This is a genomic window from Aeromonas sp. (assembly GCF_050633025.1).
In the GTDB taxonomy this organism is placed as follows: Bacteria; Pseudomonadota; Gammaproteobacteria; order Enterobacterales; family Aeromonadaceae; genus Aeromonas.
Genome location: NZ_JBODRQ010000075.1, coordinates 1 through 18,088, shown reverse-complemented (window position 1 = coordinate 18,088; position 18,088 = coordinate 1). Strand labels below are relative to the sequence as shown.

13 protein-coding genes are annotated in these 18,088 nt (G+C 59.8%); 7 read left to right on the top strand and 6 right to left on the bottom strand.

The genetic code is table 11. From position 1 onward, the window contains the following. Positions 1–28: 28 nt before the first annotated feature. Positions 29–1,252 (bottom strand): peptidase T, encoded by a 1,224-nt coding sequence (gene pepT, locus ACRAUW_RS11370; protein ID WP_431362368.1) that lies wholly within the window; start codon positions 1,250–1,252, stop codon positions 29–31. Positions 1,253–2,226: 974 nt separating this feature from the next. Between pepT and speA the strand changes: the two genes are divergently transcribed. Then, the gene (speA, locus tag ACRAUW_RS11365; protein WP_005344160.1) at positions 2,227–4,128 is read left to right on the top strand and encodes a biosynthetic arginine decarboxylase; all 1,902 of its coding nucleotides are present in this window, start codon (positions 2,227–2,229) and stop codon (positions 4,126–4,128) included. A 271-nt stretch (positions 4,129–4,399) separates the two neighbouring features. Then, positions 4,400–4,588 (top strand): hypothetical protein, encoded by a 189-nt coding sequence (locus tag ACRAUW_RS11360; RefSeq protein ID WP_421207974.1) that lies wholly within the window; start codon positions 4,400–4,402, stop codon positions 4,586–4,588. Positions 4,589–4,723: 135 nt separating this feature from the next. Here ACRAUW_RS11360 and ACRAUW_RS11355 read toward each other — a convergent pair whose 3' ends face one another. Together ACRAUW_RS11355 and ACRAUW_RS11350 are read right to left on the bottom strand one after the other, a co-directional pair. Further along, the gene (locus ACRAUW_RS11355; RefSeq protein ID WP_431362367.1) at positions 4,724–6,730 is read right to left on the bottom strand and encodes a methyl-accepting chemotaxis protein; all 2,007 of its coding nucleotides are present in this window, start codon (positions 6,728–6,730) and stop codon (positions 4,724–4,726) included. A gap of 193 nt (positions 6,731–6,923) precedes the next feature. Continuing rightward, positions 6,924–8,219, bottom strand: coding sequence for a hypothetical protein (locus tag ACRAUW_RS11350; RefSeq protein WP_431362366.1), 1,296 nt, complete (start codon positions 8,217–8,219; stop codon positions 6,924–6,926). 251 nt (positions 8,220–8,470) lie between these two features. Here ACRAUW_RS11350 and ACRAUW_RS11345 point away from each other — a divergent pair, with 251 nt between their 5' ends. The 5 genes from ACRAUW_RS11345 to ACRAUW_RS11325 all read left to right on the top strand — a co-directional run bounded on the left by ACRAUW_RS11345 (position 8,471) and on the right by ACRAUW_RS11325 (position 13,605). Then, positions 8,471–8,854 (top strand): Rid family detoxifying hydrolase, encoded by a 384-nt coding sequence (locus ACRAUW_RS11345; RefSeq protein ID WP_431362365.1) that lies wholly within the window; start codon positions 8,471–8,473, stop codon positions 8,852–8,854. A gap of 22 nt (positions 8,855–8,876) precedes the next feature. Beyond that, positions 8,877–10,166 (top strand): serine dehydratase subunit alpha family protein, encoded by a 1,290-nt coding sequence (locus ACRAUW_RS11340; protein WP_431362364.1) that lies wholly within the window; start codon positions 8,877–8,879, stop codon positions 10,164–10,166. A gap of 64 nt (positions 10,167–10,230) precedes the next feature. Continuing rightward, positions 10,231–10,884, top strand: coding sequence for a helix-turn-helix transcriptional regulator (locus ACRAUW_RS11335; protein WP_431362363.1), 654 nt, complete (start codon positions 10,231–10,233; stop codon positions 10,882–10,884). A 159-nt stretch (positions 10,885–11,043) separates the two neighbouring features. Further along, positions 11,044–12,237 (top strand): enoyl-ACP reductase FabV, encoded by a 1,194-nt coding sequence (gene fabV / locus ACRAUW_RS11330; protein WP_160881078.1) that lies wholly within the window; start codon positions 11,044–11,046, stop codon positions 12,235–12,237. A 735-nt stretch (positions 12,238–12,972) separates the two neighbouring features. Next, on the top strand, positions 12,973–13,605 hold the full coding sequence (locus tag ACRAUW_RS11325; protein ID WP_431362362.1) for a LysE family translocator: 633 nt from the start codon (positions 12,973–12,975) through the stop codon (positions 13,603–13,605). A 71-nt stretch (positions 13,606–13,676) separates the two neighbouring features. On the opposite strand, the gene ACRAUW_RS11320 is transcribed toward ACRAUW_RS11325, so the two are convergent. The 3 genes from ACRAUW_RS11320 to ACRAUW_RS11310 form a co-directional block, all read right to left on the bottom strand. Further along, positions 13,677–14,885, bottom strand: a complete 1,209-nt coding sequence (locus ACRAUW_RS11320) for a cation:proton antiporter (RefSeq protein WP_431362361.1) — start codon at positions 14,883–14,885, stop codon at positions 13,677–13,679. 112 nt (positions 14,886–14,997) lie between these two features. Then, the gene (locus tag ACRAUW_RS11315; RefSeq protein WP_431362360.1) at positions 14,998–16,101 is read right to left on the bottom strand and encodes a beta-N-acetylglucosaminidase domain-containing protein; all 1,104 of its coding nucleotides are present in this window, start codon (positions 16,099–16,101) and stop codon (positions 14,998–15,000) included. A gap of 43 nt (positions 16,102–16,144) precedes the next feature. Next, positions 16,145–17,872, bottom strand: coding sequence for a potassium/proton antiporter (locus ACRAUW_RS11310; protein WP_431362359.1), 1,728 nt, complete (start codon positions 17,870–17,872; stop codon positions 16,145–16,147). Between the last annotated feature and the right edge of the window lie 216 nt (positions 17,873–18,088).

The window sequence follows — 18,088 nt, the reverse complement described above, 5'->3', positions numbered from 1 at the left end:
CAGATTGATACCTGATAGCTTGTCGTGGCTAACCGCGCCAGGCTGCGGTGAGGCGCACCAGCTCCACCAGGGTGGCGACTGCTTTCTCCATGGATTGCAGCGGAATGAACTCGTGCTTGCCGTGGAAATTGTGGCCACCGGTGAAGAGGTTGGGGCAGGGCAGACCCATAAATGAGAGGCGGGCGCCATCGGTACCACCGCGAATGGGCTTGATCTTCGGCACCACGTCGGCGGCCTCCATGGCGGCGCGAGCCAGCTCGACGATATGCATGTGCGGCTCGATCTGGCTGCGCATGTTGCGATAGCTGTCGGTCAGGGTCAGCTCAATGCGGGCCTTCGGATACTCGGCCTGCAGGGCGGCAACCCGGCTCTGCATCTCGGCTTTGCGTGCGGCGAAGTGCTCGTCGTCGAAGTCACGGATGATGTAGTGCAGGGTGCTCTCCTCCACGGTGCCGCTCATCTGAGCCAGATGGAAGAAGCCCTCATACCCGTCGGTACACTCAGGGGTCTGCTCGGCAGGCATGGCGACGTGGAAGCGGGCGGCCAGGGTCTGGCTGTTGATCATGCTCCCCTTGGCGGTGCCGGGGTGGACGTTATTGCCGATAAAACGCACCGTGGCGCTGGCGGCGTTGAAATTTTCATACTCCAGCTCGCCCAGTTCGCCGCCATCTACGGTATAGGCCCACCTGGCCGGGAATCTCTCCAGCGGGAACAGGTTGGCGCCGCGGCCGATCTCCTCATCCGGAGTAAAGCCGACCCAGATATCGCCACGTGGGATCTCGGGGTGGGCCTGCAGGTGGTCGATGGCAGTGAGGATCTCGGCGATACCCGCCTTGTCGTCAGCGCCAAGTAGGGTGGTGCCGTCGGTGGTGATGAGATCCTGACCCAGGTAGTTTTTCAGGAAGCGGTAGTCACGGATGGCGAGCACCTCGTCACCCTTGCCAAGGCAGATGTCGCCGCCCTGATAGTTTTCGATGATTTGCGGTACGACGTGCTCTGCCTCGTAGTCGGCGGTATCCATGTGGGCAATCAGGCCGATAGCGGGGGCGTCCGGCTGGTTGCCCGGCAGGCAGCCGGTGAGGTAGCCGTGCTCATCCAGAATGACCTGGGTCAGCCCCAGCGCCTTCATCTCTTCTTGCAGGGCACGGGCGAAGATCAGCTGCCCCTCGCTGCTCGGGCAGGCGGGATTGGTCTCGTCAGAGCGGGTATGAAAAGTCACGTAACGCAAAAAACGCTCAAGCAGGGTATCCATTAATCAACCTCCGGTTGTGAGCGCTCATTTTGCGCCATTCCAGCCCCACCACTCATTGCGTCAGCGCAGGTTTTTCCCATTTTTTGACGCAAGGGAAGAGCGGCGAATGTGCGGCGCGCGGAACAACGTCCGGGAGGGAGATCGCATAAATGTGGCATTTATTACGATATTTAGGCGCTGGCGGTGGCGACCAAATTCCCCTCAGCGACCGCACAGCAAGGCGTCAGCCTAATCATGGCGTTTTCACACACTTTTCAAGGGGAAACCGGGCTGTCGCATAACCTGCGCCATCCCAGAGCCCGCCTGCCCGCCAGCAAGATTTGATCGACTTATTAAAAGGGGATTTTGAACACTATTTTTTATTGTCACTGCCCGCGGTAAGTGTGTACACTCCGCGCCGATCCAAGGGCAACCCTGAAGCAGGCAGAGCCGCCAGAAACCCGACCGATCATACGCCTATAGGGCGAGGCACGCAGAAACGACAGACACTGCTGGGGAATGGTTTCTTTAATACCGGTTAGGCTCCGGTATCAGGGAGAACAACAGACTCTCATCCTTCATTTGACCGAGTGGGCCACAGGCTCATCATCTTCCCTTGTCATGGGCGGTCACTGACGGTGAGGTGGGCTGTGGTTGTTGTCGTCTATCAACACGCATGCGTGCTGGCGCCTTCGCTTCTCTTCCTTGGAACCCTCTCCTTCTGTCGGGATCGCTGCCGAATGATGAACGGACGACGTGGCTGATGTCGTCTGTCATCAAAGTACCGCGGCGCAACGTAAAGTAGCACCGCATACCGTTGAGCTTGATGTAAAGCCACCAGCCCCACATCAAGACTCGTTACTTCCCAAGATCCACCAGGCAGCCTCTGGCTTGCCGCGATGTGCAAAGCGCAACACTGTTTTGCACAAGATGGTCTGGATGTGATTGAGGGTAACGAAGGCGACTTCCCGTCGCTCATTTGCGAGGCATAGCCCATGACTAACTGGTCCAGCAAGGACTCCTTGAAGGTCTACAACGTTCCCTACTGGGGTGCGGGTTTTTTCAATATCAATGACGCCGGTCATGTGACCGTCGCCCCCGACAAATCACGCCCTGACGCGCATATTGTGCTCTCTGACGCCATCGAACAGTTGCGTCAGTCCGGGCTGACTACCCCCGTGCTGCTGCGCTTCCCCGACATTCTCAAGAGCCGGGTCGATGCGCTGTTCAATGCCTTCGGTCAGGCCATCGAGAAGTCAGGCTATGAAGGGGACTACCTGTGCGTTTACCCGATCAAGGTAAACCAGCAGCGTCGCGTCATCGAGACCATCAGCCAGTCCTACAGCGACAAGCCCCGGCTTGGCCTGGAAGCTGGTTCCAAACCGGAACTGCTGGCCGTGCTTTCCCATCACCATGAGCAAGGCTCGGTGATCGTCTGCAACGGTTACAAAGACCGCGAATATATCCGCCACGCTCTGCTCGGCAACCTGATGGGCCACAAGGTCTACATCGTGGTAGAGAAGCCCTCCGAGCTGGAGATGGTGCTGGACGAGTCAGCTCGTCTCAACATCAAACCCAATATCGGCGTGCGCGCCAAGCTCGCCTCCACCGGCTCCGGCATGTGGGAATCGAGCGGCGGCTCCATGTCCAAATTTGGTCTCTCCGCCTCCCAGATCCTGGCGCTGATCGAGCGTCTGCGCGGGCTGGGCAAGCTGGATTGCCTGCAACTGCTGCACTTCCATCTGGGCTCCCAGATCGCCAATATCCGCGACATTCAGGGCGGCATCCGCGAGTGCGGCCGTTTCTACGCTGAACTGCGTCGCCTCGGTGCCAACATCGAGGTAGTGGACGTCGGTGGCGGCCTGGGGGTGGACTACGAGGGAACCCGTTCCCAGAGCCACTGCTCCGCCAACTACAGCCTCTCCGAGTACGCCAATAACGTGGTATGGGGCATCGGTGATGTCTGCCGCGAGTTCGATCTGCCGCACCCGACCATCATCAGCGAGTCCGGCCGTGCCCTGACCGCCCACCACGCCGTGCTGGTCACCAACATCATTGGTGCCGAAGGGGTGGAGATGAACGACATCAGCGCACCGGACGAAGATGCGCCGACCATTCTGCAGAACATGTGGAAAGGCTGGCTGGATCTGCGCAGCGAAGATCCCTCCCTGCTGGAGATCTTCCATGACTCGGTGGCAGATTTGGGTGACGTGAATACCCAGTACACCATGGGCCTCTTGAACCTTGAACAGCGTGCCTGGGCCGAGATGCTGCACCAGAACACCTGTCTGGCACTCAAAGAGATGCTCAACCCGGTCAACCGTAACCACCGTGCGCTGGCTGACGAGCTGAGTGAAAAGCTGGCGGACAAGTGCTTTGCCAACTTCTCTCTGTTCCAGTCCCTGCCGGATGCCTGGGGTATCGGTCAGGTATTCCCGGTGATGCCGCTGGCTGGTCTCGATCGTCCGCTTAGCCGTCGCGGTATCCTGATGGATATTACCTGTGACTCCGACGGTCAGGTCGAGCACTATGTCGACGGTCTGGGGGTCGAGAGCACCCTGCCAATGCCGGTCTACGGCGAGAACGAAGAGTGCCACGTCGGCTTCTTCCTGGTCGGTGCCTATCAGGAGATCCTCGGCGACCTGCACAACCTGTTCGGTGACACCCACTGCGCGGAAGTGTGGCTGGACGAAGAGGGCAAGATGGACATTCGCAACGTGGTGCGTGGCGACACCGTCGACCAGCTGCTGCGTTACGTCAACATCGACCCGTCCGTGATCCGCGAAAACTACCAGCGGATCGCCGCTCACCCGGCGCTGGACGATGCCACTCGCAAAGCCCTGCTCGACGAGCTGGAGCTGGGCCTGCAAGGCTACGCCTATCTGGAAGACGAATAAGCCTTCTGTTTGCCCCTCGCTTTTGAGGGAAAATGAAAAACGGCGCCTGCGGGCGCCGTTTTTGTTACCGGGGGCCATCCGGCAATATGACAGGGCACTCGGCCCGTCTTCATTCGGATAACCTATGGTGGCTCGGGGCATCCGTAGGCCACAGATCTGGCTGATATCTGTCCCTTTCAGCTGCTTCTCTTGATCTGCATCAAGCGTGAACCTCGGTGGTTATTTTACGGTCAGAAGTGATGTTGATGGGATGTAACAAAAGGATGTGCATATGGAACTGAAAAGGGACCCGAGATGCTATACCGACCTCTGTATCGACGGTAAGTGGTATCACTACGACCACTGCAGCACCAATGTCTACATGCTGATGGGGGGCGCTGCGCCGAGCCTTCAGCTGGCCTATGAGCCGAGCAGCGAAGAGGAGCTGATCGAGATGCTCCAGCAGCTGGGGCGCTTCTGACTTACCGAATTGATGTCTTGCCATATGGCCATCTGGCGCGTTGCCACGATGGCCACACCTCTTCACGGCGTTGTGGACAGACGTGAGAGCGGGATAATGCCGGGCTCACGTTGAGCCCGGCTTGTCAGCGCTCTGTCACAGCACGAAGCTCTGCACCATGGTGCGCAGCTGTTCGGTGAGCTGGTGGATCTGGCGGGCGACATCGCGGGCGGCGTTGGCCACTTGCAGCGCCTCGTCACTACCATCCGAGATGCGCACCACATTGCGTTCGATCTCGTTGACCACGGCGCCTTGCTGCTCGATGGCGCTGGCGATGATGGCGTTGGTATCGACCATCCGATCCACCTTCTCGGTGATGGCGCCAAAGGCCTGTTTCGCCTCCTGCGCCAGGCCGACCCCCTCCTGTGCTTCATGGCTGGCCGCCGACATGGCGGTGACCGAGGCGCGGGCGCCGGATTGCAGCTGTTCAATCATCTGCTGGATCTCGACGGTAGCCCCCTGGGTGCGGTTGGCAAGAGATCGCACCTCATCGGCCACCACCGCAAAGCCGCGCCCCTGCTCACCGGCCCGGGCGGCCTCGATGGCGGCGTTGAGAGCTAGCAGGTTGGTCTGCTCGGCGATGCCGCGGATCACGCTGATGACGCCACCAATCTGGCTGCACTGCTGTTCCAGCTGACCGATGGTGTCGGCGGTACGCAGCACCTCGCGGTTGATATGGTCGATGGCCTTGATGGTGCGCTCCACTACATCCTCGCCCTGACCGACCACGTTCTGTGCCTCCTGGGTCATGCGGGCGGCTTGCAGGGCGTTGCCCGCCATGTCTTGTGAGGTGGCGGCCAGCTCCTTGATGGCGGTGGCGACCTGATGAGTCTCCCCTTGCTGATCGGCAATGACCTCCTGCGAGCGGCAGGTGCGCGCTTCGATCTCGGTAGCGCTCTCCACTACGGTGACGCCATTTTCCCGCACTCGCAGCATCAGGGTACGCAGGGTCTCCAGGGTCACGTTGTAATCCCGGCTGATGGCGGCCAGCTCATCCTGACCGACAATCTCGATGTGCTGGCTAAGATCCTGGGCGTTGACCCGGGCAGCGATATCACGGACCCGCCCTACGGTTTCGCGCAGGGAGAGATAGGCGCCGATCATCAGGTAGAGGTAAAGCAGCAAGCTGACGGTCAGCGGCGCGGTGACCCACCAGAAGTGGCGTTGGTTGGCAGCAAGGCGCTGACGCAGATCGGCCTCCAGCCGCTGGCGTACCTGGCCTGCCAGCGTGGTGATGGATTCCTCCATCTTATCCCCCAGTGCCTGCACCTCCTTGGTGGAGAGCTGCACCAGCTGATCCTTCATCATCTTGTTTTCCATGGTCTCGACCCCCTGACGCACCAGTTGCATCAGGGCATCGGTCTGCTGACCCAGCTCGGCGCGGTAGGCCGGTTCCATCTGGTAGAGCAGGGTCAGATCGGCCTCCAGCTCTTGCAGGGTGGCGCTGATCAGGTCAAGACGAAAACGCAGGCCGCTGTAGCTCTCTGCCTGAAACAGGCCGAAGTCGGCGATGGTGGCGGCGCGATCCCGCACCTGGGCCAGCAGGTCGCGTAGTTGCGGCAACCGCTCACTGGCGAGGATCACCATGTAATAGGTACCGAGCGCCGGATCCTGGATCAGGCTGCTACTGGCGGTAATGTGCTTGTAGAGGTGGCGCACCTCGGTCAGCAGCTTGTCGTGGCGCAGGTTGCTCTGCTCCACTTCCAGCTTGCCCGCTTCACTCTGCAGGGCGGCCCAGCCCTGCTGGATCACCTCAAAGGAGGGATTGTTCTGGCGGGTGTCGGCAAAGGCTTGCAGGCTCTGATCAACGGCTTGTGCGGCTGCCTTGACCTGATCATCACCGACCGGATCCACCTCATGGGCGTGACGGGTCACCAGATTGCGATGGGTGAGTAGCGCCTGTTCGATCGCAGGCACGGGGGCGAGGCTGATAACACCAGCCAGTTCCTTGCGCGCCTGTGCATTGTCATCCTGCAGCCGCCCCAGCAGATTGGTCATGCTGTAGGCCAGTGGCAGCAGCATCAGGCAGGACCAGAGCAGGAATTTGTATTTGAAGGAGAGCTGATTGCCCAGCTGGATGGCTGGGTTGAAAATCCATTTCATGTTAAGCCTCGATACCTGAGTGCGGGCGTGAGTCGTGTTGCCTGAATAGTACTCCGAGCGGCCTCCCTTGGGTGATGGCCGGTTGCAAGTTGTGATCCCCTTGGCTTTTTAGTTCCGGGCGGGGGCGCCGTCAGCCGCCCCAATAGAAAACGGGCCACCCGAAGGTGACCTGCGGTCGATAAGGGGAAACCGATCAGTTGAACGCCAGGAAGGGCGAGACGCAGAGCAGCAGACCGGTGACGATGATGATGTAGAGGGAAGTGCCCTTGTACTTGTGCAGCGCCGGTACCTGATAGACCAGATAGGCCGGGATGAGACAACCCACCATGCCGAAGATGGGGCTGCAGATAGAGGTGAAGCTAAGTACCGGTGCGTTGAGCACGATGGCACCCCAGGAGAGCATGACGGTAAAGACCATGATCCCTTTGCCTACCAATCCTTTGTTGATGCGGTTTTCCGGCAGCACCCGACGCAACAGGTTCATCGCCAGACCCTGACAGGCTTCACGGAAACCGAGGTAAACGCCGAAGTAGGCGGTCATTACCGCAAAGATGTTGAGGGTGAGGCTCAGGAGCTTGAGGGTCTGGCCGGGCATCCCCTGGGCTACCATCGCCAGCGCGGAGATATTCTCTTCAGAGGCTTTGACCGCCTGATCGTGGCCCATGGCCAGAGTGAAGGAGACCGCGTAGAAGAACACCACCACGAACAGGATGCCGAAGGCGATATTCATGGCGCGCATCGCCTTGAAGCGGGCCACTTCCAGCGACTTCTCCCGCGAACGATAAGAGATCACCATGGGGCTCAGGCTCTGGATAAAGAGGATGGAGGTGAGGGTAAAGGGGAGCATGATGATGGCATCCTTCATCCAGTCACCGGCGGCGGGCATGGCGGTGATGTTGGCCGCATCCCACTTGTCCACCATCATCAGGCCGAGCACCGCTACCACACTGATCTTGGTCAGCACCATAAAGGTGGAGATCTTGAACAGCAGGTTTTCGCCGCGCGACGCCAGTGCCACCAGACCGCAGATAAGCACCAGACCGTAGAGCGGGCTTTCGGAGAGCAGGCCGTCGGTGACGCCGAAGCTCTGCAGGAAGGAGGCGCTGTCATTGGTGATGGCGGTGGAGTAGACGAAGACCCAGATCACCAGCATCACGAAGTAGAGCGCGCCGAGCAGCACACCCCAGTTTTTGCCGAGGTAGCCGGTGATGACGCTGGGGTAATCCTTGCATTCGGGCGAGGTGGCCAGGGTGTTGATAAAGAGGCGCTGGAACATGTACATGGCGGGGTAGCCGATCACCGCCGAGAGCAGAAAGACCCACAAGCCCATCAGCCCCACCTGTACCGGCAGGAAGACGATCCCTGCGCCGATGGCCATGCCGATGCTCATGATGATCCAGCCCCAGTCGGTGCTGTCGAAGCGAACCGCTTCTTTCCATTCCAGCGTGCCTATCGCGGGGCTGGCGAGTGTAGTGCTATGCGCGTCCATTAAAACCTTCTTTTTTGTAGGGATGAGAAAAATCGGCGCAAATATAGTTGAGTGGAACTGTCATAAACAATGCCCATAAGAGTACTTTTGTTCAAATCAGGATGGTGATCACGGTTTATATTGAGGCCGAAAGGTGCTTTTAAACGCCATTTTTGTATCTTTTTGTTGAATGGATAAAATAAAAAGCAAATAATGTTGAACTAAATGAGATTTATGATTGCAAAAAAAATTGCACAAACAGGAGTGGCTATATGAAACGCATCATCACAGCAGCAGCGGCACCTGACGCTATCGGTCCCTACAGCCACGGCACAGCCTATGGCGACCTTATCTTTACCTCCGGTCAGTTGCCGGTCTGCAAGCAGCAGGGTGGTGTGGTGGAAGGGGGCATTGCTGCCCAGACCCGCCAGTCACTGGAAAACCTGAAAGCGGTGCTGGAAGCGGGCGGCGGCTCGCTGGAGACCGTCCTCAAAACCACCTGCTACCTCGCCGAGATCAGCGATTTTGCCGCGTTCAACGAGGTCTATAAAGCCTATTTCCAGAAAGAGTGTCCGGCGCGCAGCTGCTTCGCAGTGAAGGATCTGCCGATGGGCGTCAAGGTTGAAGTGGAAGCGATCGCCCATATCGCTCGTTAATGTTGATAAAAAGGTTCAAGTGATGAAACAAGCGTGGCAGCAGTATCTGCAGATTATTCAACAGGTTGTCAAACCAGCGCTGGGTTGTACCGAGCCAATCGCCGCCGCCTATGCCGCCGCAGTTGCCGCCCGTCAAATGGGCTGCGCACCGCGTCGTATCGAGGTGGCGGTGTCGGATAATCTCTACAAAAACTCGATGGGTGTCTATGTGCCGGGTACTGGCAAGATCGGTCTGGCCATTGCGGCCGCGGCCGGCGCCATCGGCGGTAACGCCGACGCAGGACTGGAGGTGCTGGCCGCCATCACCGCAGATCAGGTGGCCCGTGCCCAGGCTCTGATCGATGCCGGTGGCGTGCTGGTCAGCCGCACCGCTGCCCCCGAGTTTATCTTCTGCCGCGTGACCGTTTATGGCACTGATGACAAGGGTGAAGAGCACAGCGCCGAAGTGACCCTGTGCGGCGGTCATACCCGCATCGTCGAGCAGCGTCGCGATGGCGAGGTGACCTTCACCGCCGATCAGAGCCAGGGCGGCGCCACCGGTTCCATCTGCGATGGCGTCGATATCAGCATCGCTGCCATCTACGAGTTCGCCACCCAGGTGGAGTTCGAACGGATCCGGTTCATCCTCAAAGCCTCCGAGCTCAACGGCAAGCTCTCCGCCGAGGGGATGAACAACCCCTATGGCCTGGAGATTGGCCGCACCATGCAGCAGAACATCGATGCCGGTCTTATCGGCGAGGATGTGATGAACCGCATCGTGATGATGACGGCGGCCGCCTCCGATGCCCGCATGGGGGGCGCGACCCTGCCAGCCATGAGCAACTTCGGCAGCGGCAACCAGGGCATTGCCGCCACCATTCCGGTGATGGTGATTGCCGAGCGCTTTGCGGCCAGCGAAGAGCAGCTGGCTCGCGCCCTCATCATGAGCCATCTGGGGGCCATCTATATCAAGTCCCACTATCCGCCGCTGTCGGCCTTCTGTGGCAATACCGTGACCAGCGCGGCCGCCGCCATGGCCATGGTCTATCTGGCGGGCGGCAGCTTCGAGCAATCCTGCTTCGCCATCCAGAACGTGCTGAGCGACAGTGCCGGCATGGTGTGTGACGGGGCGAAAGCCTCCTGCGCCATGAAGGTGAGTACCTCCTCCGGCGCGGCGGTGCGCGGCTTCCTGATGGCCCTCAACAGCCACTCGGTATCGGGGCAGGGGATCGTCGCCGGCGACGTGGATCAGACCATCCGCAACGTTGGCCTGATGGTGAAGGAGGGCATGTCTGCCACAGACAGCACCATTATTGATATCATGTCCGCCTGATATCCCTGTCGGTTGCTGCCCGGCGCCCATTGTCCGGCAGCAACCCTTGCAAGAAGGTCCCATTGTGAAGCTGCAAGAGTTGAGTCCGAGCGATTTTGAGATCCTCAAGTCGATGGAGAACATAGTGGACGGCATCGCCGCCATGTATGGCCAGCACACCGAAGTGCTGCTCCACAGTCTGGATGCGCGCAATCCCTCGATCGTCAAGATTGCCAACGGCCATATCACCGGCCGCAGTGTCGGCGCTCCCATCACCAACCTGGCGATGATGAAGCTCAAGAGCGGGCAGGATATCTCCAGCCCCTACATGACCAAGTGTGCCACCGGCAAGACCCTGCGCTCCATCACCACGGTTATTCGTAACCGGGAGCACAGGGCCATCGGTTTGCTCTGTATCAACAGCGACATGGATGCTCCGCTGCAATCTGTGCTGCGTACCATGATGCCGGAGTGCATGCATCCCCATGAGAGCCATGCCACCCCGGAGGTGTTCGCCCGGAACATCGACGAAGCGCTCAACAGCACCATCGACACCGTCAATGCCGAGGTGCGCGGCAATGAAGCCGTGCCGCCCTCCCAGAAGATCCGGGTTATTGTCAATCAACTGCACGACATGGGGATCTTCGAACTCAAAGACAGCGCCCAGATTGCGGCGCGCCAGCTCGGCATTTCGGTCCACTCCATCTACCGCTATCTGCGGGAGATCAAGAAGGGCTGAGCCGGTTCAAACTGGTCAAATTGGTAGCAAACGGGTCAGGATCGACCCGTTTTCGTCTCGACATATTTGCTGCAGTTCAACACATCAGAGCACCTTATCGCGGCAAGATGAGGTATCTTATGCCCCGATTTCATCCATTAAACGGATCCGAGACCCCATATGATCATCAAACCCAAGGTTCGCGGCTTTATTTGCACCACCACTCATCCGGTCGGTTGTGAAGCCAATGTTCGTCGCCAGATCGCTTATACCAAGGCCAAGGGCACCATCGAGAATGGTCCCAAGAAGGTGCTGGTGATCGGCGCTTCCACCGGTTATGGCCTGGCCTCCCGGATTGCGGCTGCCTTCGGTAGCGGCGCTGCCACCCTCGGCGTCTTCTTTGAAAAAGCGGGCTCCGAGTCCAAGACCGGTACCGCTGGCTGGTACAACTCTGCTGCCTTCGACAAGGCAGCTAAAGAGGCGGGCCTCTACGCCAAGAGCGTCAACGGCGATGCCTTCTCCAACGAGTGCCGCGCCAAGGTGATCGAGCTTATCAAGCAGGATCTGGGTCAAATCGATCTGGTGGTCTACTCCCTGGCCTCTCCGGTGCGCAAGATGCCGGAAACTGGCGAAGTGGTGCGCTCTGCCCTCAAACCGATCGGCGAGGTCTACACCACCACCGCCATCGATACCAACAAGGATCAGATCATCACCGCTACCGTCGAGCCAGCGAACGAGGAAGAGATCCAGAACACCATCACAGTGATGGGTGGTCAGGATTGGGAGCTGTGGATGGCGGCCCTGCGTGATGCCGGCGTGCTGGCTGACGGCGCCAAGTCCGTGGCCTACTCCTACATCGGTACCGATCTGACCTGGCCAATCTACTGGCATGGCACCCTGGGCCGCGCCAAGGAAGATCTGGATCGCGCCGCCGCCGCCATCCGTGGCGATCTGGCTGCCAAGGGCGGCACCGCTCACGTGGCTGTGCTGAAATCCGTGGTGACCCAGGCCTCTTCCGCCATTCCGGTGATGCCGCTCTATATCTCCATGGCCTTCAAGATCATGAAGGAGAAGGGCATTCACGAGGGCTGCATGGAGCAGGTGGATCGCATGATGCGCACCCGTCTCTACGCGTCCGACATGGCGCTGGACGAGCAGGCTCGCATCCGCATGGATGACTGGGAACTGCGCGAAGATGTGCAGCAGACCTGCCGCGACCTGTGGCCATCCATCACCAGCGAGAACCTCTCCGAATTGACCGATTACACCGGCTACAAGCAGGAGTTCCTGCGCCTGTTCGGTTTCGGTCTGGATGAGGTCGATTACGATGCGGATGTGAATCCGGATGTGAAATTCGACGTGGTCGAGCTCTGAATCTGACGCAAGTGAAAGCATGGCTCTGCGGAGCTAATGCAAACCAGCCAAGAGATTAGAGTCCCAACCCGCAGGGGATAAGGGCCAAAGAGTGAGGGAGACATGATGTCTCCCTCTTTTTATTGGATGAAGGTCAGGTCGCGGGGAGGGCCAACTTGACATTTACACCGTGGGCGGTTTTTCGGCGGTGCTTTCCTGCTTGGCGCATTGTTGCGGTTTGCAGTCTGTGTGGTAAACAGCTTGGTTTCACAGAAGCGTTCGATGTTTCTGGTGCGCATAGGTCAGATGGCGCGGATCAATTTGGCATTATCCCCCTTGTTCCGGACCACACAGGGGGAGTTATCTATCCATCACTGATGGCTTGGTACAGACTCTGTTTGCGGATGGCGCTCATCTCTATCATCAGCAGGCTTGCCAGCCGCTTAGCGATCAAGAATGGGATTATTATTGATGTATCAATCATTTACATGGGTAGATCTTACACGGAATTGGCAGGACTGGCATATGACACATGCGCCTAGGAGGTTGAGTAGGTGTTTATTGCTGAAATTGGCATGTTAAAAGGGTTTTAATTGTGTAAGTTGAGTTTTTTGTGAAATATTTATCGCTTGATGGTTTGAGTATGTGGTACAACTGGCTGATCTGCTGGATATGTGATACAACTGGTTAGGTTATGTCAATCCTGTCCCGTAGTCGTTATTTCCTGCTTTCGTCATATTCATATGGAGGTGTGTTGTGTCCAGCTGGATCGATCCGGCCATTCTGGCTCTGTTTATCCCGACCTTTTTCTTTGTCTCGGTGACCCCGGGTATGTGCATGACCCTGTCGATGACCCTGGGGATGAGCCTGGGGGTGCGCCGTACCTTGCACATGATGTGGGGGGAGCTGATCGGGGTCGGGCTGGTCTCGGTGCTGTCGGTGATCGGGGTAGCCGCCATCATGCTCAACTATCCGGGGATCTTCGCCGCCTTCAAATATGTGGGGGGCGCCTATCTGGTGTGGCTTGGCATCCAGATGTGGCAGGCCAAGGGGAAGATGGCCATTCCGGCGGATCTCTCGGCCGGTCAACAGACCAGCGCCATGGGGCTGGCGGTGCAGGGCTTTGTCACCGCCATCGCCAACCCCAAGGGGTGGGCCTTCATGATCTCTCTGTTGCCACCTTTTATTTCGGCCAGTAAGCCGATGGTGCCACAGATCACTGCGCTGGTGACGCTTATTCTGGTCATCGAGTTCTCCTGCCTGCTGCTCTATGCCAGCGGTGGCCGCACTCTGCGCCACTTCCTTGCCAAGAGCGGCAACGTCACCCTGATGAACCGCATCGCCGGTACCCTGATGCTGGGGGTAGGAGTCTGGTTGGCGCTCGGGTAAGAGCCGTCAGTGACCTATGCCACGAAAGAAAAATGCCACCGCAAGGTGGTATTTTTTTATGGGCGAGTAGCTCAGCGGGATTTGAAACGAGCGACCCAGGGGTTGGCGGTGAGGCCATGCAGGATGACGCTCAGGATAATGGTGCAGAGTACGGTGGCGATGATGGGGCGCTGGCCGATCAGGGCCGGCTGGTTTTGCAGCACCATCACCGCAAAGACGATACTGGCAAGGCCCCGTGGGCCGAACCAGCCGATAAAGAGTTTGAGCTCGGGCTTGAGGCCGGTACCGATGAGGCTGAGCCAAACCGGCACCATCCGCAGCAGGGTGAGGCTGGCGGCGGCATAGAGCCAGAACTGCCAGTGCAGCAGCTCCGGCAAGATGGGCATCAGGGTGGCGCCAAACACCATCCAGATCACTACAGAGAGCAGATCGCCATACCCTTCGCAGCTATCCATATAGGCGTGCTTGTGCTCGCCAAGGCGCCGTCCCATCAGCAAACCACCGACGAAGGCGGCGATAAAACCGCTGCCACCGAGAGTCTGGGCCAGCGCAAAGCAGAGCAGCGCCAGCCCGGGCATGGTGAGCTGACGCCAGAGCGGCAGTTGCCAGCCGTTGAGACAGGAAACTTTCAGCAGCCGGACGGTGAGGGCGGTCAGCACGAAGGCGACCAAAAGACCGATACCGATCTCCTCCAGCATCAGGGTGATGGCCAGCGCTGCAGTGCCGGTGTGCTCCTCGGTGGGGGCGATAAGAGCGAGCAGCAGAAGTAGCACGGGCACGCAGATGCCGTCGTTGAGGCCACTCTCCTGATTGAGCCCTTCGCGCACCGGTGCAGGCACCGCGGGGTTGCTGACCACTGCCTTGCCCAGCGCCGCATCGGTGGGGGCAAGAATGGTGGAGAGGATGGCCATCTCCAGCAGTGGCAAGTCGGGGAAGATCCAGTGGCCAAACAGGGCGCCACAGAGCAGGGTGAGGGGCAGGCCAATCAGTAGCAGCCGGATGGGGAGCTGGCGGTTGGCCAGCAATACCAGCCAGTTGGTGTTGGCAGCATCGTTGAACAGCACGATGACCAGGGTCAGCTCGGCCAGCAGCTTGATGCCGGCGCTGTCGATAGAGAGGGAGAGCAGTTCCAGCCCACCGGGTCCCAGTAGCCAGCCGGTCAGCAGAAAGAGCTGGGGGCCGTTGACCAGTTTTGACTCGAAGCGCCCCGCGATCAGGCTGTAGATCAGCAAGAAGGCGGCGATCACCGCCAGATTCTGGTAAAGCAGATGTGTATCCATACCAGCTCCCTTGAAACCATCCTGTCAGGGCTATTGCACGACCAGCTTGGGTCCGGGCGCGTCCATCACGATAGCCGAGACAGACTCTAACGCTCCCCGCCGGGCGATTCAATCAATCGGTCAGGCAGTCGGGGTCAAACACATACTCGCCATCCAGCCAGCGCACGATTTCGTCGACGCAGTATTGGTCGCGAAACGGCAGGTAACGCGCCTTGAGGGCGGCAATCTGCTCGGGGGTGAGCTGCGCCAGCCCCAGATCCTGAAACAGCGGCAGGTCGGCCTCGATCATCGCCGAGATCTGCGGGCCGCAGGTGGCGTTGAGGGCGGCATGCAGCGCCTTGTCGGGGTCGTACTGCTTGCCGAGTCGGTAGCTCATCGGCAGGGTGGCGAGGGGCAGAGCGGAGAGCGCTGCCTGCTTCATCGGGTTGACCGCGTGGCCAGAGACCAGCTCCGCCAGCTCGGCAGGGCGATTCTCGAAGGCGCGCAGGTGCAGGTAGCTGCTCGCCTTGCTGCCATCGTTGACCGGGTAGTTGTCCCACAGGAAGGGCTTGCGGCCGAGCAGTTCGGTCACCTGCCTGAGGTGGCTGGCCGGATATTCGCTGGAGCAGACCTTGGGGCCGGTCCAGAAGATCTCGAAACGGCGATCGAGCTGCTCGCCAAGCTCCTCCAGATAGCGGGGAGGCATGGCGCCAAACACCTTCTCCAGCACCGGGTCGGTCGAGTAGTAGCTGGGGCAGAAGATGAGGCGGGTCGCCTTGCTGTGGGCCGCGATATCGTGGGCGATGGTGAGCTGGTGACGGGCCAGGTCCGGGGTATCCCCCTTCATGTCGTCAAACAGCACAGCCAGAATATCGGGCTGGAGCATCTCGTCGATAAGACGCACTTTTTCAAGCAGTGCCGGGCGCTGCCGCTCATAGTCGTGATGCGCCCCCATGGGGCTCAAGCCCACCCCGAAGGCGAGCCCGTTGGCGCGGCACTGGCGCGCCAGCTCGGCGAGATCCGCCAGCTGCTGCTCGGGCCAGGGGAGGGCCCAGTGCTTGCGCAGATAGCCATCCTCTTTCGGGGCGTAGATATAGAAGCCGTAACCGTGGCGTGGCAGCCACTGGGCGTAGCGGGCGCGGGCCTGCCAGCTCCATCCCTTGCCAAAAAAGCCTTCAATGACCCCCAGATTGGCAGCGGGGGGCAGGGGGCCGGACAGCAAACTTTGATATGGCATAACTCTCTCCCTTCTTGCTGGGGACTTGATACGGGACGGTCAGTCAGACCGGGTCCTCTTCCTGAAAGCGCACCCCGATCTTGCTCGGCACGCTCTCGTCCATTTCGGCCACGGTCCAGATCAGGCCCTGCCATTCGATGTTGTCACCGACCACCAGATTATCGCCCAACTGGCTGGCAATAAAATCGCCCAGTGTCTGATCCGCCACCTCGCTCACATCCAACCCGTAGAGAGGGGCGAGATCCACCAGCCGCGCGGCTGCTTCCAGCAGGAAGTCACCGAAGAAGCGGGGGCCGAGATCCTGCTCCGGCGCCTGGCTAAAGAGCTGGCCGAGGGCAGGGAGGTCACGTTCGTGACCGATCACACAGAGGATGTCATCGGCCTGCAGACAGGTACTGCCCGAGGGGTGGAGCAGCTCGCGGCCACGAAACAGGGCGCAGATCCGGGTGCCGGCGGGCATCTGCAGATCCCGCAGTGGCGAGCCGATGCACCACTTCTCCTCCCCCAGCTGGTAGACGAAGGTCTCCCACTGGCTGTCGAGATCGATCTCGAGCCCCGAGCGGTTGATGGGGGACGGCGGTGCAGGTACCTCCACCCGCGCCAGTTTTGAGGCCAGCGGCAGCGAGCTGCCCTGCAAAATCAGCGAGACCAGCACCACAAAGAAGGCGACGTTGAAGTAGAGCTGGGCGTTGGGCAGCCCCGCCATCATGGGGAACACCGCCAGAATGATGGGCACGGCGCCGCGCAGGCCGACCCAGGAGATAAACCAGCGCTCGCGGGGGGCGAAGTTCTTGAACGGCAGCAGCCCGATCCAGACCGACACCGGGCGGGCAAACAGGATCATCCACATCGCCAGCGCCAGCGCGGGCAGGGCGATGGGCAGCAGCTTGTGGGGGGAGGCGAGCAGCCCCAGCACCAGAAACATGCCGATTTGGCTGAGCCAGGTCAGGCCGTCCAGCACCGACAAGGTGGTGCTGCGACTGCGCAGGGCGAGGTTACCGAGCAACAGACCGGTGAGATAGATGGCGAGAATGCCGCTGCCACCGACCGCCGTGGTGAGGGCGAAGATCAGCAGACCGCCGCTGACGGTGAGCAGCGGGTAGAGGCCGGGGGCCAGCTTGGCGCTGTTGATAAGGCGCCACAGCAGCCAGCCGCCGCCAAGGCCGATCCCGGCACCAAGGCCGAACTGCTTGACCAGTTGCAGCAGCAGGAAGCCCCCATCCAGTCCCTGCTGGGCGGTGGCGAGCACTTCAATCAGGGTGACGGTGAGAAACACTGCCATGGGGTCGTTGCTGCCTGACTCTATCTCCAGAGTGGCGCTTACCCGCTCGTTGAGGCTGCGCCCGCCGAGCAGGGAGAAGACTGCCGCCGCATCGGTGGAGCCGACGATGGCGCCGATCAGCATCCCCTGCATCAGGTTGAGGTCAAACAACCAGGCAGCGGCCAGACCCGTCAGGCCGGTGGTGATAGCCACCCCGACCGTCGCCAGCGACAAGGCAGGCCAGAGTGCCACCCGGAACGAGGAGACCCGGGTGCGCATGCCGCCGTCGAGCAGAATGATGGCGAGCGCCAGGTTTCCCACCAGATAGGCGATGGAGTAGTCAGCGAAGTGGATGCCACCTGGGCCATCCTCACCGGCCAGCATGCCGACGGCGAGGAAGATAACCAGAATGGGAATACCGAGGCGGGAAGAGAGGGCGCTCAACAGTACGCTGGCTCCCACCAACAGGGCAGCGACAAAAAAGAAACTGTTGATGGTAGCGGCGTCCAAGGGCTAACTCCTTCCTGGTAATGTGCAAAGTAGGCACATTATATGCAGTTAAGACCCCCCTTGTGTGGTTTAATCGTGCATTAATTGGCATCTTTTGACATTTTTTCACCACTCGCGCGCCATCTTCTGACCCCGCATAGTGGGTGAGAGGGGATGTTGACGTGTAACCCACCACCAAGAATGAAAAACCGGGAGCTGGTGGAAACAAGTGGGAGA